Below are 17646 nucleotides of genomic sequence, written 5' to 3'. Positions count from 1 at the left end.
AAAGATACAAGACCACCAGAAAAGGCTCAGGGAGCTTCTTCCGTTGCTTCCTTCATGCGCTCCTCCATTAATATAAGGTTATTGTCACGGTTAATATCAGCCAGCCTCTTCGAGGGATCTATTTCAATGCGTTTGATGTCGGACGCAGGACCGGAGATTGCTACCGTATAGGTGGGGTTTACCCAGGGCCAGTCGGACTGTATCGTTCGGGGGATATCCGGAAGTTCCTCCTCCTTCTCGCCCCGCATAATACGCAGGGGGATATAGAAAAGCTCCCGGGTCCCGTCATTATATTCCACCATCAGGTCGATCGGCATCGGGGTCAGTCCCACCCGCTCCAGGGTAACGAAGGTGGAGGTCCCGTTTCCGAGCACCGATTCGATACCGTAATCAATGGTTTTGGTTGATTCGATGAAGTATTGGTAATACCAGTCCAGCACCATATCCGATTCCTTTTCCATGACACGGAGAAAATCACGTCCGTCGGGATGCTTGAACTTCCAGCTGTCAAAATACCGCTTCATCCCGCGGGTGAAGGTTTCGGTACCCACAATATAGCGCAGCTGGTTCAGGAAGACCGCACCCGTGGAATAGGAGGCGGTCCCGTAGGCCGTGTTGGTTTCAAAATGGTCGGCGTGCGTATCAAGAGCTTCAAAACGACCGCTTTTGTGCATCCTGAAATAGGATTGGTAGGAACTTTCATGGGGATTTTCGCTCCGTCCGTTGTTAAAGAGATGATCCATCGTCAGGGAGGAGGTATAGGTGGTGAACCCTTCGTCCATCCAGGGGTAGCGGCTTTCGTTGGTAGCCAGTACCCCGTGGTACCAGCTGTGGACCAGCTCGTGGACCGTCACGCCGACGAGGCTGCCCAGCGAACGGTTTCCGGTAATCAGTGTCGCCATCGGGTACTCCATGCCGCCGTCCCCGCCCTGAATGACCGTAAACTTGTCGTAAGGGTACTTGCCAAAATGTTTGCTCATGAACTGAAAAGCCTCCGACGTGTATTCCGGCAGCTGCTCCCAGTTTTTACGCAGCTCGGCCTGGGAATAGCGATTCGCATTGACCGCCACCGTATCCGCCTGGTACAGAAAGTGCAGGTTAGGTCCACCGGGCACCTGCGCCGTCCTGTGGGTAAAATCCGGGTCCGCCCCCCACATAAAGTCATGTACGTTGTCGGCCTGCCAGTGCCAGGTCAGTTTGCGGGTATTGGGACGCTCATACGTTTCCGCATAGCCGTGGCCGATTTCATCCGCATTCTGCAGGTGTCCCGTCGCCCCCATCACATAGGAGCTGTCGATCGTAATTTTCACATCAAAACTGCCGAAGACGCCGTAGAACTCGCGTCCGATATACGGATTCGGATGCCAGCCATCCTCGTCGTACTCCGATACTTTAGGGTACCACTGGCTCATCGAAAACTCCACCCCCTCTTTGTTCTTCCACCCGGATCGCCGTATCTGGCGGGGCACCTGGCTGTCGAACTCCATCGCGAACGTGACGGTTTCGCCAGGGAGAATAGGCTCGTTGAGTTTAACGTCGAGGATGGTGCCGTCGACGCTGTAGTCGACCGGCTCTCCCCCTTGCTCCAGGCTGTTGATATGATGATAGCCGATCTCATCGTCCGGCAGCTGCGAAATGCGGTCGCCTACCCGGCTGTCGGGATCTTCGATGGTTCGCGAGCGGACATCCATCATGCTGCCCGGCTGGAAGGCATTGAAATAGAGATGGTAAAAAACCCGCTCAAGCGTGTCGGGGGAGTGGTTCGTATAGTCCACCCTTTGGTAGCCCGTAAACTGATGGTTGGGGGCATCTACCTCAATGTCTATCTCGTAGTCCACTTCCTGCTGCCAGTAATCTCGTCCCTGGCCGGAGGTGTCGAGGGTACAAAAAGATAAAATAATTATAGAAAGCAGTAGCCTTGTCTTCATAAGCAACAGATATTAGAGTAATATGCGATTAGCAGTTAAAATCAAGCAGCTAATCCGGGTAATTTTCAAATAACAGGATGAAATAAGGGGTTTCTCAATTCCCAATTCCTAATTAAAAAGTATTCCGGCTGGCGAAAGCGCGGCTCAGGGTAGCCTCGTCGATAAATTCGAGCTCTGTACCCATCGGGATGCCGTAGGCGATGCGGGTGACTTTAACCCCGTCAAAGGGTTTGAGCAATTTATTGATATAGTAGGCCGTAGCCTCACCTTCGGAGTCGGGATTCAACGCCAGGATGATCTCTTCTATCGATTCCTCTTCGTCGTTGACGCGCTGCATCAGCTGTTTGATCCGCACGTCATCGGGACCGATATTATCGAGAGGAGAGATGACGCCGCCCAGCACGTGGTAGCGTCCCCGGAATTCGTTGGTCTTTTCGATGAGGAAGACATCCTGCGATTCTTCAACGACGCAAATTTGCCCGGTCTCCCGCTTCGGGTTGCTGCAGATAGAGCAGGGATCTCCGTCGCTGATGACCCCGCAGGTTTCGCACCGGGTGATCGATTTTTTGAGAGCAACCAGCGCGTCGGCAAGTTTTACCACCGACTCATCATTTTGTTTGAGCAGGTAGAGAGCGATACGCCGCGCCGACTTGCGTCCCGTCCCAGGAAGCCTGGCCAGCTGTTCGATCGCCTGCTCAAGTATTTCAGAAGTTCCTTTCATGCTTTTGCTTAGATGTTGAAAGTTACAGGTTAAAAGTTGTTCAAACTTTATACTTTATACGTGCAACTTTCGACCATTTTAAAGTCCCAGTTTGCTGAGGTCCATGCCGGGAATGCCGCCGCCGGGCATCATATCTTTATAGGTATCCTGCATGCGCTGCTGCGCCGCTTCTTCCGCTTTATCCAGCGCTTTGTTGACGCCGGCGACCACCAGGTCTTCCAGCATCTCCGCATCGTCGGGATCGATCACTTCTTTATCCAGCTCGATGCCGAGAATTTTGCGTTCACCGTTGGCGCGCACTTTGACCATGCCCCCGCCGGCTTCGGCTTCCACTTCCAGCTTGGCGAGTTCCTGTTTTGCTTCTTCCACTTTTGATTGCAATTCGGAAAACTTGCCGAACATATCAGCCATATTATTATTCATAATGATACTCCATTTGTATTAAGGTTCATGTGTACAGAACGGGTAACCGTTCCGTTCATTCTGTGTGATTATCGATTTATTAATTTTAAAATCTCTGAAAAAACTGTTGTTTTACACAGTTTATACTTTTTTGCGATTTTAAAATTCTCATCATGTATTGCCTGTATATACACTGCGGTTTTTATATCGCTCAGGGGTTGATATTGAATAAAACCGCTGGTTTTCAAAGCCCTCTTTTATTGGTTCAGGTTGTAATCGAGCTCCGCTCCGAAGAGATCTACCAACGTTTTTATGGTCGGGTCGCGTTCCTGGAGCTTCTTAAATCGTTCATAGGGACTTTCAGATTGCTGAGCGTTGTCGTTGTTCCTTTGTACCCGGCAGTCAATATGGAGGAAAGCATCGATCTGTTGTTCTAAAATTTTACCCAGCTGACGGCTGTTTTCGTCGACGATTTTTTTGGCAAAGTCGTCGTTGCAGCGCAGCAGGAGGGTCCCCTTTTCCAAGCTGACGGGCTCTACGCGCTGCATCTGAAAGTAAAGCATCTGGGGAACTTCCTTCCGGAGATGCTCAATAAAATCCTCCCACTGCTTACCGACCTCATCGAGGGTCACATCGCCGGGCGCGCGCCTGGGAGCGGGCGGAGCAGCTGCCTCGGTATCGGGTGTTGCAGATGATTCACCAGAAGGCGTTTGCTCGCCCAGTGAGGTATCATCAAAGATGCGGTCGAAGCTATCTGCGGGGGACGAACGGTCCGGGCGGGAGCTGGAGGATTCCTTTTGTATATGTGCCGGCTCCGCCGAAGAATCGGGCGTGGGCGGTGAAGAAGAAGCTGGGTCCGGGGCCGGAGAGTGATCTGGTTCCGTCCCCGAAGACTGTTTGCCGGCGCTTTTTTGGGCCGGACCGGTTTTGGGCGCCGGTCCGGATGTATGTTCGGGTTCCGCCTCCGCATCAATATCGGCCTCCGGTTCAGGATCAACATCAACCTCCGCATCCGAATCTGTATCCTCTTGCTCTCGCCTGTTCCCCTTCTCTTCCTTTTGCCCGCCTTCTTCAGCCGCAGGCGATTGGTTATCTGCGGTCTCTGCCGTCCCGTTTTGGGCCCCGTCCCGGCCGCTGGTCCCCTGTCCCGGGGATACTGACATCAGGTCTGACCGCGGCTGGTTACGGAGCTTTTTTTTTAATTGCCGGAGTTCGGAGATGAGCGTATTCAGATTCTGGCTGCGCTCCATATGGATCAGCTTCAGCAGGGTGATTTCAAACTGTATTTTCGGCTGTTGAGCCTCCTTGATTTTATACTGGGCCTCGCTGACCAGGTGGAGCATACGCATCAGGTCATCTTCAGAAAAAGCCTTTGCGGCTACGTTATACCGCTTTTTGGTCTCTGCAGAGGCTTCCACCAGGTGCATCTTTTCCGATTTTCGGGCGACATAGAGATTCCGGATATGCTCGGTAAGTCCCACCAGGTATTCCTGGATATCATAGCCCTCATGCAGCAGGTCGTCAATGAGTTCAAGCCCCCGCCCCGCATCCTGCTGCTCTACCGTCTTCATGAAATCGAACATCCGCTCCGTACTCACCACATTCAGCGCCCGGAGGAGTTCTTCGTGCTGAATGTCATTGCCGCAAAACGCAATGGCCTGGTCCAGCAGTCCCAATGCGTCACGCAACGCCCCGTCTGCTTTCTTTGCGATCACATGAAGCGATTCTTCATCAATGCTGATATGTTCATCACGGCAGACTTTTTTAAGGCGGGCTACGATGTCTTCAATTCCTATGCGTTTGAAGTCGAACCGCTGTACGCGAGAGAGGATCGTCGGCAATACCTTGTGGGGCTCCGTGGTCGCAAAAATAAAAATGATATGATCGGGGGGTTCTTCCAGCGTTTTCAGCAGGGCATTGAAGGCCTGCTTGCTGAGCATGTGCACCTCATCGATGATGTACACCTTGTAGCGCCCGTTCTGGGGCGGAATGCGTACGCGCTCCCGCAGGTCGCGAATATCATCCACACTGTTGTTCGAGGCGGCATCGATCTCAACCACATTCAGCGTCTTGTTCAGTGACTCGCCGTCGACTTCCCGGTCAATCTGGTTGACAGTGCGGGCCAGCACGCGTGCCATGGATGTTTTGCCCACCCCGCGCGGACCGCAGAACATATATGCATGGGCCAGCCGGTTCTGGCTGATGGCATTTTTCAGCGTGCTGCTGACATGCTCCTGCGATACGATATCATCGAATGAGACGGGCCGGTATGTGCGGGTTAGGGCTCGGTAATTATCAGACATTGGAGGCGCTTGTTGAGCTGGAAGTTACTTACGTAAACAACGCATAAATTTACAAAAAATGATGGCCAATTGCGTGTGTAAATTTTATGATTTGGTTTCCCCGCATGCGGGTTTGCCTTTCTCATCCCAAATATGCCATACCGACGAGACAGACCGCCCGGACTACACCACACCTCCCGGATCGACCGCCAGAGGAATCCACTCTGCACTTGATATTGTCATAGCATTCTGGAAAGGCAGGGGGATATTCGTCGACGGGGCGTCTTCATCCTTTCTATTCCTCAGGAGTTCGCCTCTTTTGAAGCGGGGATGATATGGCGATCCCCCTCGATGGGAATACGAAACTCCTGCTGAAGCAACGGATCTCCCCGTAGTTCCTGTTTGAGGGCACGGGTTGCTTCAAACATTCCGTCATCGGCCATCGGGAACGTACCGAAATGCATGGCGAAGCTCTGTTCGGACTGCACATCGCGGTGGGCCACGACCGCTTCTTCGGGGGACAGGTGGATGGATTCCATAAACCAGCGGGGTTTATAGGCGCCGATGGGGATGAAAGAGGTGTGCATGGGACCGTATTCCCGTCCGATTTCCCGGAAAAAATCACCATATCCCGTGTCCCCTGCAAAGTAGATATTCCCCAGCCGCGTGTGCAGTACGTACCCGCACCACAGGGTTTTGTTGCGATCGAACAGGCCGCGGCCCGAAAAATGGCGGGCCGGTACGGCGGTCAGTGCAAGCCTCTCATGGAGACGCCTCTCGTGCCACCAGTCCAGCTGCACCGTATTATCAATATGGTGCTCATGCAGAAACTGTTCGACGCCGAGCGGAACCACAAAGGTGGGATTGTGCACCCGGTGAAGGTCCCTCACGGTTTGCAGGTCCAAATGGTCGTAGTGATTATGGCTGATGAGTACCGTGTCGATGGAGGGAAGGTCATCGAATTTGAGTCCCGGGGGACGCATGCGCCGGGGGCCGATCCACTGGTAGGGACTGGCGCGATGGCTCCAGATCGGGTCGGTAAGAATATTCAGTCCGTCAAACTGAAGCAGGAACGTGGCGTGATTAATGAAGGTCACATGCAGCTCCTTGCGGTGCACCGCCGGGTCCGGTTTCGGGGCAGCGGTCAGGTCTTCTTCGGTTAGTTTGTGCCACAAACCTTTGTCATTTCCCGAAAACCACCACTTTAACACGTCCCCGTAATGATGCGCATCAAGGGTATTGGGATTGACAAACTTTTTCCCGTTAAAATGGTCGGATGCCCCTTCTTTATATCTTGGAGCCGAAATTAATTTGTCCACGACAATGAGGGCGATTCCGAGGGACAGTAGTGTGGTTACCAGGGGCCAGAAGTACATGTGACGGTTTCTCGTTTCTTTATAACAGGGTTGAAAACATCGATCGGAACAGTATCGTTTATTTTGAGGAAGCGATATCTTTCAGATTAAGAGGAGCCAATATAAAAAAAGTTACCAATAAGATATAAACAATCGAATGTAACCAGAACAAACAGCTGAGAATGACGTATCGATTTGCTTATATTTCAGGGGTTACGATATGCTTCAAAAGCCTAAATTGTATATCGTTAATACGTTGCTTTTACGATTTAATGTTAAAGTATTTTTTTAATTATTTTAAGAAGCCTTTTAAAAACCGGGAGTTTTGTTCAATATCAATACCTGAACGCATTCAAAACTACAGCATATAAGAGAAGACATATGTGAGGACTTTGAAGGTGCGAAAATGCAGATATTGGCTAAAAGAACGGTTTTGTAAAGCCTTCTTTAATTTTAATGTAATAGCTCAATTTAATTACGCACAGGACAATTATGCTCATCAAAAACCACATTTTTGGATCTCTTTTCATTGCCGTTCTCTTTTTCTTATATCTCCCGCTGGAAAGCCGGGCCCAGCAGACGGCGACTGTAGAAGGTACGGTGGTGGACCGGGCGACGGGAGAAGGATTGCCGGGCGTGAACATCCGGCTGCTGGATACTTCCCGTGGCACCGTAACCGGCCGGGACGGCCGCTATTCGCTGGAGATACCGGCAGGGGAAGCGGAGCTTCGGTATTCGTATATAGGATACGAGAGCAGGATCGAAACGCTGACGGATCTTTCGCCGGGTGAGGTCAGAACACTGGATGTATCCCTCACTTCCTCCTATATCTCAGGGAATGAAGTGGTGGTAACCGGAACCCGCAGCGGGGGGCGGAGCAATCTGGAGTCCGCGGTGCCTATTGACGTGATATCCGTTGATGACCTTGATACCCGGGCTCCACAGGTGGATGTCAATCAGCTGCTGACCTATGTGGCCCCGTCATTTCAGTCGAACAGACAGTCTGCAGCGGATGAATCGGAACACAACGCGCCCGCCTCGCTCCGGGGCATGGGGCCCGACCAGCTGCTGGTGCTTGTCAACGGAAAGCGTCGCCATACCAGCTCGGTCATTAACCTCCTGGGCGGCAAACGGGGTACCGTAGGAACCGATATGTCCGTGATACCCACCGCTTCCATCGACCGGATCGAGATCCTGCGCGACGGCGCTGCGGCCCAATACGGCTCAGATGCAATTGCCGGCGTCATAAATATCATCCTGAAAGAAGATACCGGCACCCTGAGCACCAGTGCAACGGCTGGTGTTTACCGGGAAGGCGATGGCGAAACGGCCAAGGTAAACGCAAATTACGGCTTTGCATTGGGAGAAGAGGGGTATGTCAATATTACCGGCTCCTTTACCAACCGGGAGCCCACGAACCGGACGGGCGATCACGACCTGCATGTATATACCCCCGGTTTTGCCTACCCGTTTGACCAGAATCCGGAAGAAGCCCGCGCGGCCGATAACGCCGAAATCCAGGCAAGGGGAAAAACGCGGGATGACTTCAAGTTCCATATCGGGGATGCGGGCATGCAGATCGCCTCCACATTTGTCAATGGGGCGGTTCCTGTGGATGACCGGGGCACGGAAGTGTATTTTTTCGGGAGCTTGAGCAACAAGCAGGGGACCGGCTTCCCTTTCCGGCGCCTGCCCGTGGACGGGGGGAATGTCCCGGAGATTTATCCCCATGGATTTCAGCCACTGACCAAATCCTCTATTACCGACAAGTCCATTACGACCGGTATCCGCGGGGAATACCGGGGGTGGGAGATCGATTTCAGCAACAGTTTCGGAAGCAATGCCTTTGATTTTCGGGTGACCAACAGCGTGAATGCCACCCTGGGCGCTTCCTCCCCGACGGCTTTTGATGTGGGTGGATTCTCATTCAGCCAGAATGTAACCGGACTCACCTTTGCCAAACGATTTGACCGGGCGTTGTCCGGCATCAACGTGGCTTTTGGTTCGGAATTCCGGATCGACAATTACGGCATTACGGCCGGCGATGAGCCATCGTATCGCAATTACGGTATTGCGGACAGTGTGTCCAACGGGATAGAAGTGGGAAAGGTGGACACATTGGGACGAACAGCCGGCTCGCAGGGCTATCCCGGTTTTCGTCCCGCTGACGAAGTAAGTGCCGCGCGGACCAACATTGCGGCGTTTGGGGAAGTGGAAGTGAACCTGACAGACGACTTCCTGGTTGCGGGCGCCACTCGCTTTGAGCGGTACAGCGACTTTGGCAATACTATCAACGGAAAAGTGTCGGCCCGCTACCTGCTGGGAAGGTTCCTGACCATCCGCGGAGCCGTTAACACGGGCTTTCGCGCTCCCTCGCTCCATCAGGTATATTATAACAAAGTATCCAGCGATTTCAACGATAACAACCGCCTGGTACAGATCGGCACGTTCAACAATAACAGTCGTCCCGCCGATCTGCTGGGCATACCCGACTTGACAGAAGAGACCTCAATCAACTACAGTCTGGGGTTCACGCTCCGGCCCTTTCAGAATGTGAGTCTGACCACCGACTTCTACCAGATTGATGTGGAAGATCGCATTATACTGACCAGTGAATTCAACGTCAGTGAACTGCCGGGGAATATTGCCGGGGAGCTTCGCGAATACGGGGTGTCGGCCGCCAATTTCTTCACTAACGCTATAGATACGAGAACGCGTGGAGTGGATCTGGTAGCCACCTACAACCAGCCCTTTGCCAACGGCAGTCAGCTGAATTTTTCTCTGGGAGCCAACTTCAATGAGGTCAAGGTACAGGGAGCCGTGGAAACCTCTCCCCAGCTCGAAGAGCAGGCTGATTTATACCTGCAGCCGTGGGACCGGCTGCGGCTGGAGGAGGGAGATCCCCAGTCGAAGGTTTCCGCTACCCTGCAGTATGATATCGGACGGCTGTCGGCCATGGTGCGGGGCGTCCGGTTCGGGGAAGTCAGCCTGAATACCGGCGGCGCTTTCGGGGAGCCGCAGACCTACAGTGCAAAATTCGTAACCGATCTGAGTCTCACCTACGGCCTTTCGGAGGCCGTGGATCTTACGGTCGGGAGTAATAATGTCTTTGATGTGTATCCCGATGAGCACCTGTATGCCAACAGCTATTTCAATGTATTCAAGTATCCGCCCTCACAGCACGGATTCAACGGGGCCTATTACTTTACAAAATTGACGCTGAACTACTGATCGGGGACCCCTGGCAGCATTAATGATAACCACTTCACTCCAACCATTTTCGGTATGATGAAGCGCTGATTTTATATCTACATCATATATGGCAGAAACGTCTTCGGGTACAAAAAAAACAGTAGGCTTGGTTACGGCCATATCCATTGCTGTCGCCAATATGATCGGTACCGGCGTTTTTACCAGTCTCGGCTATCAGGTCGTGGATATTCAGTCTGCCTTTGCCCTCGTTATGCTCTGGGTCGTGGGGGGCGTTATTGCCCTGTGCGGCGCGCTATCCTACGGGGAGCTGGGCGCCGCGCTCCCGCGGTCGGGCGGGGAATACCACCTGCTGTCAGAAATTTATCATCCTGCTCTCGGGTTCCTGTCCGGCTGGGTCTCGCTTACCGCGGGATTTGCAGCGCCGACGGCTATTGCGGCCATCGCCCTTGGCGAGTACACGCATGCCGTCTTCCCGGCCGTCCCGGTCACGCACTTGGGCGCCCTGGCGGTGGTCCTGATAACGCTGGTCCACGCCACCAGCATTCGCTGGGGAAATCTCCTGCAGAATGTATCCACCGCCATAAAAGTGGGGGTGGTTCTCCTGTTCATCGTGCTGGGCTTTATGGCCTCCGAACAGCAATCCATTTCTATGATTCCCACCCTGTCCGACTGGGAAATCCTGGTGAGCCCCTTTTTTGCGGTCGCGCTGGTGTACGTCTCCTATGCCTATACCGGATGGAATGCAGCCGTCTATATTGTCGGCGAGATCAGGAACCCCCAGCGCAACCTCCCGCTGGCGCTTTTCATTGCGACGGTGATGGTTACCGTACTCTACGCCCTGCTCAATTACGTCTTCCTGCTGCTGGTCCCCATCCCGGAGCTGGTTGGGAAGGTGGAAGTAGGGTTTCTGGCGGCCGAACAAATGCTGGGTCCCGCCGCCGCCGATATCCTGTCGATCCTTATTGCCGTACTTATGGTATCGACGATCAGCGCCATGGTTTTCATAGGGGGACGTATCGGGCGGGTGATCGGGGAAGATTACCGGGTGTTTAGAACGTTGTCCCGGCAAAGTGACAAGCAGATCCCTGTCAATGCGCTCATCTTTCAGGGAGTCGTTACCCTGTTTTTTCTCTATACTTCTTCTTTTGAGCAGGTGATGATCTACGCTACCTTTCTGCTTATTGGCATGAGCAGCTTAACGGTCGCCGGCGTCTATGTGCTGCGCTGGCAGCGTCCCCATATGGATCGTCCCTATAAAACATGGGGCTACCCGGTTACCCCGGCGCTGTTTCTGCTGGCCAATACCTTTATCATGGTCTACGTCGTCGTTGAGCGTCCCCTGGAATCGCTGGTGGGACTGGCGATTATGGTGGTCGGAATCCTGCTGTATATGGCAAACAAAAAGCGCAGTTCCTTCGGCGATGAAATTACGTATGAGGGGTAACAGGCTCCTTTTTAGGTTGTTTGACAGGTCGTTTACGGCAGCTTCCGGCCCGGTCACTTAATGAGCGTCATCTTCCGTGCCACCGTTTGCCGGCCGGTGGTCAGCTGGTAGATATATATCCCCGAAGCCAGGTTGGTGCCGTCAAGCGTTTTGACATAGAGTCCCTCTTCGAGCTTCTGGTCATAGAGAGTGCGCACCCGCCGGCCGATCGTATCATAGATTTTCAGGGTGACCTGGGCGGGCTCTTCCAGCGTAAAACGGATGGTTGTCTCCCGCCGAAAAGGGTTCGGGTAGTTTTGGTAGAGGGTAAGCTGGTTGAATTCCGAGTTTCCCACCTTCACCACAGCGGACTGAGATGAGGAATCGGTATCGGCATTCGAGAGCACAATGCCCGCAGAGGAGATATCCTCCCATGACCAGCTGGTCGAGGACGCGACCGCTTTTCCGTCGGCTGAAGAGAATGTTTTAAAATCAGTTGAGCCATCGGTAAAATAGGCAAGAATCCCAATGCCCGTACCGGGACCGGAGGAGGTGATATCCACCGCCACATGGCCGGAAGCTTCGGAGGGCGGGGTAATGCTGTAATATGCGGCGGAAAAGTTATTCAGCGAGTTTGGTGGGACAGGCTGGGGCGTCGACAGATCTTCCGCATAAAAATTATTTCCGCTGTTGAGGTCCGGATGCGGGTAATTCAGGCGCTCCTCAAATCCAAAATCATCAGCCGAATTATTGGGTCCCGCCGCGTAATGCCAGAGCTGGGACTCAATATAGTCGCGCCGGAACGCCTCGTCGCTTCCCAGCTGCCGGCTGAGGGCATCCACCATCGTGATATCCGGATTGCTTCTGATAATCTGCCATACCGAGGGCCAGAACCGGGAACCGTATTTCTCCTCAAAATAGAGCGCCCAGCTGACGTGATAATAGGATCCGGGATAAAACGAAGCCTCCGGATCGCTGAAAATCGATTCCGGGTCCCTCAAATAGCTATAGTAATCGTTGACCTCGTCGTACACCACCTCCTCCATCAGCGTAGCATCCATCTCCGACCACTGGTCGGTCTCGCCGTTCCAGCCGGTAGCCGCATACTGGATGGCATGCTTGAGCTCATGGGCCATGGTCGCCCGGATTGCCCCGCGCTGGTTGCCCTGGGGATCGTCATTTTCGGGAAAGTCCTCGTAGCTGTTGTGCATGACGATGTAGGTGGTACCATTGCTGACCTCGGTGTAGCCGTAAAAATCGATATCCTTAAAATGGACTTGGTAGGGATCGTTTATGTCGGGCACGGGATCGGAATAACCGAGCGTGAGCACCTCGTGCCGGTACGACGAGTCGGCCGCCTGGGCCACCCACTCCACATAATCCGGCGTACCGTTACTGTTGGCATCGCGGTCGGGCACGGCATGGTCCCCGGACGTGGTATAGTTCACTTCAAAACGTCCCGATGCCGAGCGATAGCTCCCGGTGGCATGCCGGCCGGGGTCGGCCGTCATCGATTCGACCCGGGCGACGGTGCCGGCGGAGAGCTGCGAGCGGTGGTTGTGAAAATCCATGCGGGCCGGCGTGCCGCACTTGATGGGTTTGGCGGGGTCCGCCCGCCGGTAGTCCCGCGGCAGCCGCTGCGGGTTTTCACCCGCCTGCAGCTGGTACAGGATCTTTTGGTCCAGGGACAGTCGTCCTTTTTCGTAATCCCGTTTGATCTCGGCGTGCTGTGCCTCTGCCCACAACGGAAACCATAGAAAAAGCAGAAGTGAGATGAATAGCGTTCGAAAGCCTGCGCGCATTAAAAAACAGTATTGAAGTTCATTTCTTCCAAAATTACCCTTATTTTTGGGATCTGCAAATAGCAAGTGAACGAATATATAATAACCACCCGTCCGGATACTACGCCGGCAACGCTGATAGCGGGCAGCACGCTGTGAGTGGCGCTGGCGCTTCCCGACGGACATCCGGAACGTTGAGACCGGATTCCGGGATCCGGGTCCGGGCTAAACAGCTGCAACGTTAAATATAGAATACCTGAAGGCCAAAGGTCTGGTTGGTGTACCTCAGGGCCCAAAGATAACAAAGCAAGAGACATGTACGAAGTTATTCTCTACTATAAATTCACGCCGATCGAAGATCCTGACGCATTTTGCGAGGAGCACAAGCAGTTTTGCCGGGAGATCGATATTAAGGGACGCATATATATCAGTGATGAAGGGATCAACGGCACCGTGGGCGGCACGCCCGAAAAGGTTGCCGCCTATAAAAAACAGCTGTCCGCCCTCCCCGGTTTTGAAGGCATTGATTTTAAAACAAGCAGCAGCGATTACGTGCCCTTTGCCAGGCTGAAATGCAAGACGCGCGACGAGCTGGTGGCCCTCCATATGAATGGAGTGAACCCCGGAGACGGCGGCCGATACCTCGAACCCCATGAGTGGCGGGAGCTGATGGAATCCGATGACGATTATGTGCTGATCGACGTGCGAAACGACTATGAGTCAAAGATCGGTCATTTCGAAGGAGCCATCACGCCGGAAGTGAACAACTTTTATGATTTCCCGGACTGGCTGGAGCAGGCGGAGGAGCAGATTGACAAAGACAAAAAAGTGCTGATGTACTGTACCGGCGGCATCCGGTGCGAGAAATTTTCGGTGCTGATGAAAGAAAAGGGCTGGCATGATGTCAACCAGCTGCACGGGGGCATCCAGCGCTATGCCGAAGAAGAGGGCGGCAAGCACTACAAGGGCAAATGCTTCGTGTTTGACGACCGGCTGGTGGTGCCGGTGAATGAAGACGACATGGAACCCATTGCCCGCTGCGAGATTACCGGGAAGCCGGCTGACACCTATATCAACTGCGCGAATATGGAGTGCAACAAGCTGTTTGTGTGCTCCGAGGAGGGAGCCCGGCAGATGGAAGGCTGCTGCAGCGAAGCATGCCGCCGGAGCGAGTTCAAGCGGCCGTTCGACCCCGAAAATGCCTTTCGGCCTTTTCGCAAGTGGTATAATTACTTCGATGAGGAGTTCAAGGAGCGGGAGATGGAGAAAAATTCGGGCTAAGGAGAGGGACTTGCTGTCCCGCTTCCCATCTGAGCATGGGCCGGCCTATCTGTTTTCCGGGACCGAAAAAAAGGTATAGTTTTAAGCCTTCAGGATTTTCAGACATCCCGTCTTTTCTATTCTCTATTCTTTAAACGGGTCCTATAGACCTTCGTTGTTTGTACCGGGCAAGAGTATTTTATTTCCTACTCCTCGAAAAAAGCCCTGGCGATGGACGCAAAATGCGAGGGGCGGTCCAGGAAGGCATAGTGTCCCGCGTGATCAACCACGACCAGGGCCGCCTGTTCGATACCCTCCTCCATGCGCCTGGCCTGGTACAGGGGAGTGGCACGGTCGTTTTTGCCCCAGAGGAGCAGTACCTCGTGCGGAATCTCCGGCAGACAGGGTTCGAGATATTCGGTGACCGTCTTGACAAAAGTCTCCCGCATCACGCCGCTGAGCTGCCGGTAGTCGCCGGATCCCAGCCCCTTCCAGAGGGAGGTGCTGCGGAGTTTGGCCAGTCCCTTCTCGCGAAGCGCGGGCGGGAGCAGCAAAAAAGGAGCCTTGAGCAATTTGGCCGCGTATTTTTTCAGGTAATAGCTTGCACTTCGTTTGGGTTTCATGCCCGCCCCGCCCGTGATCAGCACTTTACCGATCAGCGTCCGCCCCGCCGGGCGCGCGCATAGCTTAAGCGCAATGCGTCCCCCGAACGAATGCACCAGCAGGTCGGTTTCTCCCAATTCCCGGTCCGATATGAACTGCCGGACCAGGTCGGCGTAATCATCCACAGACCAGGGCCGGTCCGGCACCGAAGAATGGCCGAAGCCCGGAAGATCCAGCACGTAGCACCGCCGGAGATCACTCAGCTGCTCAGCCAGCGGCCACATCACCTCCCCGCTGCTGCCCCACCCGTGGAGCATGATCAATGGCTTGCCTTCGCCCGCGACCCTGTACGAAACAGAAAGTCCTTTCTTATAGCGGTATGTTTGATTGTGTTGCATTTTCGAGGTCAAAACATCCGATTATTTTGGATGGCAAACAAGAAAAAAATGTAAGGATGGTCCGGCCGGAGGATCGTACTAATGCAGAGGTAATAAACGACAGCTAAACAGATAACATCAAGAGAGGAGATAATCATGATGATGAAAAGGAAACTTTTTTTCTGGCTCGAAAAGCTGAAAATAACCCCGGCCGAGCGGAAGACCGTAGCGGGACTGCTGGTCGTTTTGTCAGCGCTGGCGATCGGCAACCTGGTTCTTGCACCGCCCAAGCCGTTTGACGGAGACCGCTATGAGGCGCTGGAAAAACAGTTCCGCGAACGCACGGCCCGGCTGGCTGCGGAACGAGAAAAGCGGATGAAACGGTACTTTCCCCCGGCCGGGTCGAAGGTCGGGCTGGCGGCCGCCGCCGATACCGCGGACCGGGATACGACGTCGGAGGTCGCGGCCGATTCCACCGGACAAACGGTCAAAAAGCCACGCGAAGAGCTTGTTAACGTCAATCAGGCGGGCTCTGAACGGCTTCAGATCCTGCCGGGTATTGGTCCCGCTTACGCCAAACGCATCATACAATACCGCCGAAAAAACGGTAATTTCGTCAGCGCGGACGAGCTGAAAAAAATAAAGGGAATCGGTGAAAAGCGACTGGAAAAATTGAAACCATTTATCAAACTTAAGGCTTCACCATAACGAACCTGTATTCCGGATGGCAACGCGCATACTCTGGGCGGATGATGAGATCGATCAGCTGAAGCCTCATATTATTTTTTTAGAAAACAAAGGCTTTGAGGTCACCCCGGTCACCAACGGAGGCGATGCGGTCACGCTTATACAGGACCAGGCGTTTGACATTATCTACCTGGATGAGCAGATGCCCGGCATGAACGGGCTGGACACCCTGAACAAAATCAAGCGCCTGCAGCCGGCCCTCCCGGTCGTCATGATTACCAAGAGCGAGGAAGAATCGATTATGGAGGATGCTATCGGGGGGAAGATCTCCGATTACCTGATCAAGCCGGTCAACCCCAACCAGATATTGCTGACGACCAAGCGCATACTGGAGCGCCACCGTATCCGAAACGAAAAGTTTGCCCAGACCTACCTGCGCAACTTTAATAAAATTGCCGACCGTATCGGGCAGACGAACGGCTGGGATGAGTGGATCAGGATCTACCGGCAGCTTACCCGCTGGGATATCGACCTGGAGTCCGGTGAGGAGTCCCTTCGGCAGGTACTGGGGGACCAGTACCAGGAGGCGAACCGGATGTTCGGCCGGTTCATCGCCGGCAACTACAAGTCGTGGCTCCGGCAGTCTACCCCGCAGCGGCCGGCGTTGTCGACCGATATTGTGGGGGAGTATGTGCTGCCCCATGTGCGAAATGACCAGCGCACGCTTTTTTTCGTGATCGATTGCATGCGCTACGACCAGTGGCTGGTGTTCCAGGATATGCTGAGCGACGATTACAGCATCGACACCGATTTTTATTACTCGATCCTGCCCACCGCGACGCCGTACTCACGCAATGCCATTTTTTCAGGACTCTTTCCGCTGGAGATCGAGGATATCTACCCGAATTTGTGGAGCCAGGGAGAGGATGAAAGCTCGCTCAACCAGTTCGAGGAGGAACTGCTGAAGAAGCAGCTGAAACGAAAAGGCATCCGGGAAACGGTAAAGTACGAAAAGGTGCTGAATACCCGGGACGGCCAGAAGGTGATGGACAACATTCACAACTACCTGCAGGTGCCGCTCAGCACGTTCGTTTACAATTTTGTGGATACACTGGTGCACTCGCGGTCGGACTCCGATGTGCTGAAGGAGATCGCCCCGGATGTGCCGGCCTTCCGGGGACTCACGAAAACCTGGTTCCAGCACTCATCCCTGTACGAGATTTTCAGGGTGTTGGCCGAAGAGGAGGTGGTGGTGATTGTGACCAGCGACCACGGGGCGGTCCGTGCGCTCCGCGATACCAAGGTATACGGCGACCGCGAAACGTCAACCAGTCTCCGGTATAAATACGGCCGCAACCTGTCGGCCAACGAAGACACCACCCTTATGCTTGATAACCCGGCGGACTATAAGCTGCCCAGTCCGCGGCATGCGAACAATTATATCATCGCCAAGGAGGACTACTATTTTGTTTATCCCACCAACTATCACCGCTATCAGAATCGCTACCGGGATACCTTTCTGCACGGCGGGGCCAGCATGGAGGAGATGATCCTGCCCATCGCTACGATGCGTCCCAAGTCGATGCTGTAATTGGACCGGCCGGAGACCGTTTG

General features: G+C 53.8%; 12 protein-coding genes. 5 read left to right on the top strand and 7 right to left on the bottom strand.

Annotated elements, in window-relative coordinates; translation table 11 throughout:
* Positions 1-26: 26 nt before the first annotated feature.
* From BUB16_RS06900 to BUB16_RS06880, 5 genes are all read right to left on the bottom strand, one after another.
* A complete protein-coding gene (locus BUB16_RS06900) occupies positions 27-1928 on the bottom strand; it encodes a M1 family metallopeptidase (protein ID WP_073061330.1) in 1902 nt (633 codons plus the stop codon).
* 112 nt (positions 1929-2040) lie between these two features.
* A complete protein-coding gene (recR, locus tag BUB16_RS06895) occupies positions 2041-2649 on the bottom strand; it encodes a recombination mediator RecR (RefSeq protein WP_073061327.1) in 609 nt (202 codons plus the stop codon).
* Between the two features lie 78 nt (positions 2650-2727).
* Positions 2728-3072 carry a YbaB/EbfC family nucleoid-associated protein gene (locus BUB16_RS06890; RefSeq protein WP_073061324.1) on the bottom strand — a complete coding sequence of 115 codons (345 nt, stop codon included), beginning with the start codon at positions 3070-3072 and terminating at the stop codon, positions 2728-2730.
* Between the two features lie 236 nt (positions 3073-3308).
* Positions 3309-5354 (bottom strand): DNA polymerase III subunit gamma/tau, encoded by a 2046-nt coding sequence (gene dnaX / locus BUB16_RS06885; protein ID WP_073061321.1) that lies wholly within the window; start codon positions 5352-5354, stop codon positions 3309-3311.
* Positions 5355-5635: 281 nt separating this feature from the next.
* The gene (locus BUB16_RS06880; RefSeq protein ID WP_073061319.1) at positions 5636-6709 is read right to left on the bottom strand and encodes an MBL fold metallo-hydrolase; all 1074 of its coding nucleotides are present in this window, start codon (positions 6707-6709) and stop codon (positions 5636-5638) included.
* A 471-nt stretch (positions 6710-7180) separates the two neighbouring features.
* On the opposite strand from BUB16_RS06880, the gene BUB16_RS06875 reads away from it, so the two are divergent.
* Together BUB16_RS06875 and BUB16_RS06870 are read left to right on the top strand one after the other, a co-directional pair.
* Entirely contained in the window at positions 7181-9919 is a 2739-nt protein-coding gene (locus BUB16_RS06875; RefSeq protein ID WP_073061316.1) for a TonB-dependent receptor, read from the top strand.
* An 88-nt stretch (positions 9920-10007) separates the two neighbouring features.
* A complete protein-coding gene (locus tag BUB16_RS06870) occupies positions 10008-11345 on the top strand; it encodes an APC family permease (RefSeq protein WP_073061313.1) in 1338 nt (445 codons plus the stop codon).
* 53 nt (positions 11346-11398) lie between these two features.
* On the opposite strand, the gene BUB16_RS06865 is transcribed toward BUB16_RS06870, so the two are convergent.
* Positions 11399-13126 (bottom strand): T9SS type A sorting domain-containing protein, encoded by a 1728-nt coding sequence (locus tag BUB16_RS06865; protein ID WP_073061310.1) that lies wholly within the window; start codon positions 13124-13126, stop codon positions 11399-11401.
* A 294-nt stretch (positions 13127-13420) separates the two neighbouring features.
* On the opposite strand from BUB16_RS06865, the gene trhO reads away from it, so the two are divergent.
* On the top strand, positions 13421-14386 hold the full coding sequence (trhO, locus tag BUB16_RS06855) for an oxygen-dependent tRNA uridine(34) hydroxylase TrhO (RefSeq protein ID WP_073061305.1): 966 nt from the start codon (positions 13421-13423) through the stop codon (positions 14384-14386).
* A gap of 185 nt (positions 14387-14571) precedes the next feature.
* Here the strand turns inward: trhO and BUB16_RS06850 are convergent, their stop codons facing one another.
* Positions 14572-15378 (bottom strand): alpha/beta fold hydrolase, encoded by an 807-nt coding sequence (locus BUB16_RS06850; RefSeq protein WP_244545658.1) that lies wholly within the window; start codon positions 15376-15378, stop codon positions 14572-14574.
* A gap of 123 nt (positions 15379-15501) precedes the next feature.
* Here BUB16_RS06850 and BUB16_RS06845 point away from each other — a divergent pair, with 123 nt between their 5' ends.
* Together BUB16_RS06845 and porX are read left to right on the top strand one after the other, a co-directional pair.
* Complete coding sequence (locus BUB16_RS06845) at positions 15502-16053, top strand: ComEA family DNA-binding protein (protein ID WP_073061299.1); 552 nt, start codon at positions 15502-15504, stop codon at positions 16051-16053.
* Between the two features lie 16 nt (positions 16054-16069).
* A complete protein-coding gene (gene porX / locus BUB16_RS06840) occupies positions 16070-17623 on the top strand; it encodes a T9SS response regulator signal transducer PorX (protein ID WP_073061295.1) in 1554 nt (517 codons plus the stop codon).
* Positions 17624-17646: the final 23 nt, after the last annotated feature.

Source organism: Fodinibius roseus, from assembly GCF_900129315.1.
Classification (GTDB): domain Bacteria; phylum Bacteroidota; class Rhodothermia; order Balneolales; family Balneolaceae; genus Fodinibius; species Fodinibius roseus.
Note: the sequence above shows the minus strand (reverse complement) of the source record. Positions and strands in the feature narration are given on the sequence as shown.

What these genes read in the sequence shown, in the direction of transcription:
- BUB16_RS06875 (WP_073061316.1), top strand. Translation starts at nt 7,181, where the DNA reads ATGCTCATCAAAAACCACATTTTTGGATCTCTTTTCATTGCCGTTCTC.
- porX (WP_073061295.1), top strand. Translation starts at nt 16,070, where the DNA reads ATGGCAACGCGCATACTCTGGGCGGATGATGAGATCGATCAGCTGAAG.
- BUB16_RS06890 (WP_073061324.1), bottom strand. Translation starts at nt 3,072, where the DNA reads ATGAATAATAATATGGCTGATATGTTCGGCAAGTTTTCCGAATTGCAA.
- BUB16_RS06880 (WP_073061319.1), bottom strand. Translation starts at nt 6,709, where the DNA reads ATGTACTTCTGGCCCCTGGTAACCACACTACTGTCCCTCGGAATCGCC.
- recR (WP_073061327.1), bottom strand. Translation starts at nt 2,649, where the DNA reads ATGAAAGGAACTTCTGAAATACTTGAGCAGGCGATCGAACAGCTGGCC.
- BUB16_RS06845 (WP_073061299.1), top strand. Translation starts at nt 15,502, where the DNA reads ATGATGATGAAAAGGAAACTTTTTTTCTGGCTCGAAAAGCTGAAAATA.
- dnaX (WP_073061321.1), bottom strand. Translation starts at nt 5,354, where the DNA reads ATGTCTGATAATTACCGAGCCCTAACCCGCACATACCGGCCCGTCTCA.
- BUB16_RS06865 (WP_073061310.1), bottom strand. Translation starts at nt 13,126, where the DNA reads ATGCGCGCAGGCTTTCGAACGCTATTCATCTCACTTCTGCTTTTTCTA.
- BUB16_RS06900 (WP_073061330.1), bottom strand. Translation starts at nt 1,928, where the DNA reads ATGAAGACAAGGCTACTGCTTTCTATAATTATTTTATCTTTTTGTACC.
- BUB16_RS06870 (WP_073061313.1), top strand. Translation starts at nt 10,008, where the DNA reads ATGGCAGAAACGTCTTCGGGTACAAAAAAAACAGTAGGCTTGGTTACG.
- trhO (WP_073061305.1), top strand. Translation starts at nt 13,421, where the DNA reads ATGTACGAAGTTATTCTCTACTATAAATTCACGCCGATCGAAGATCCT.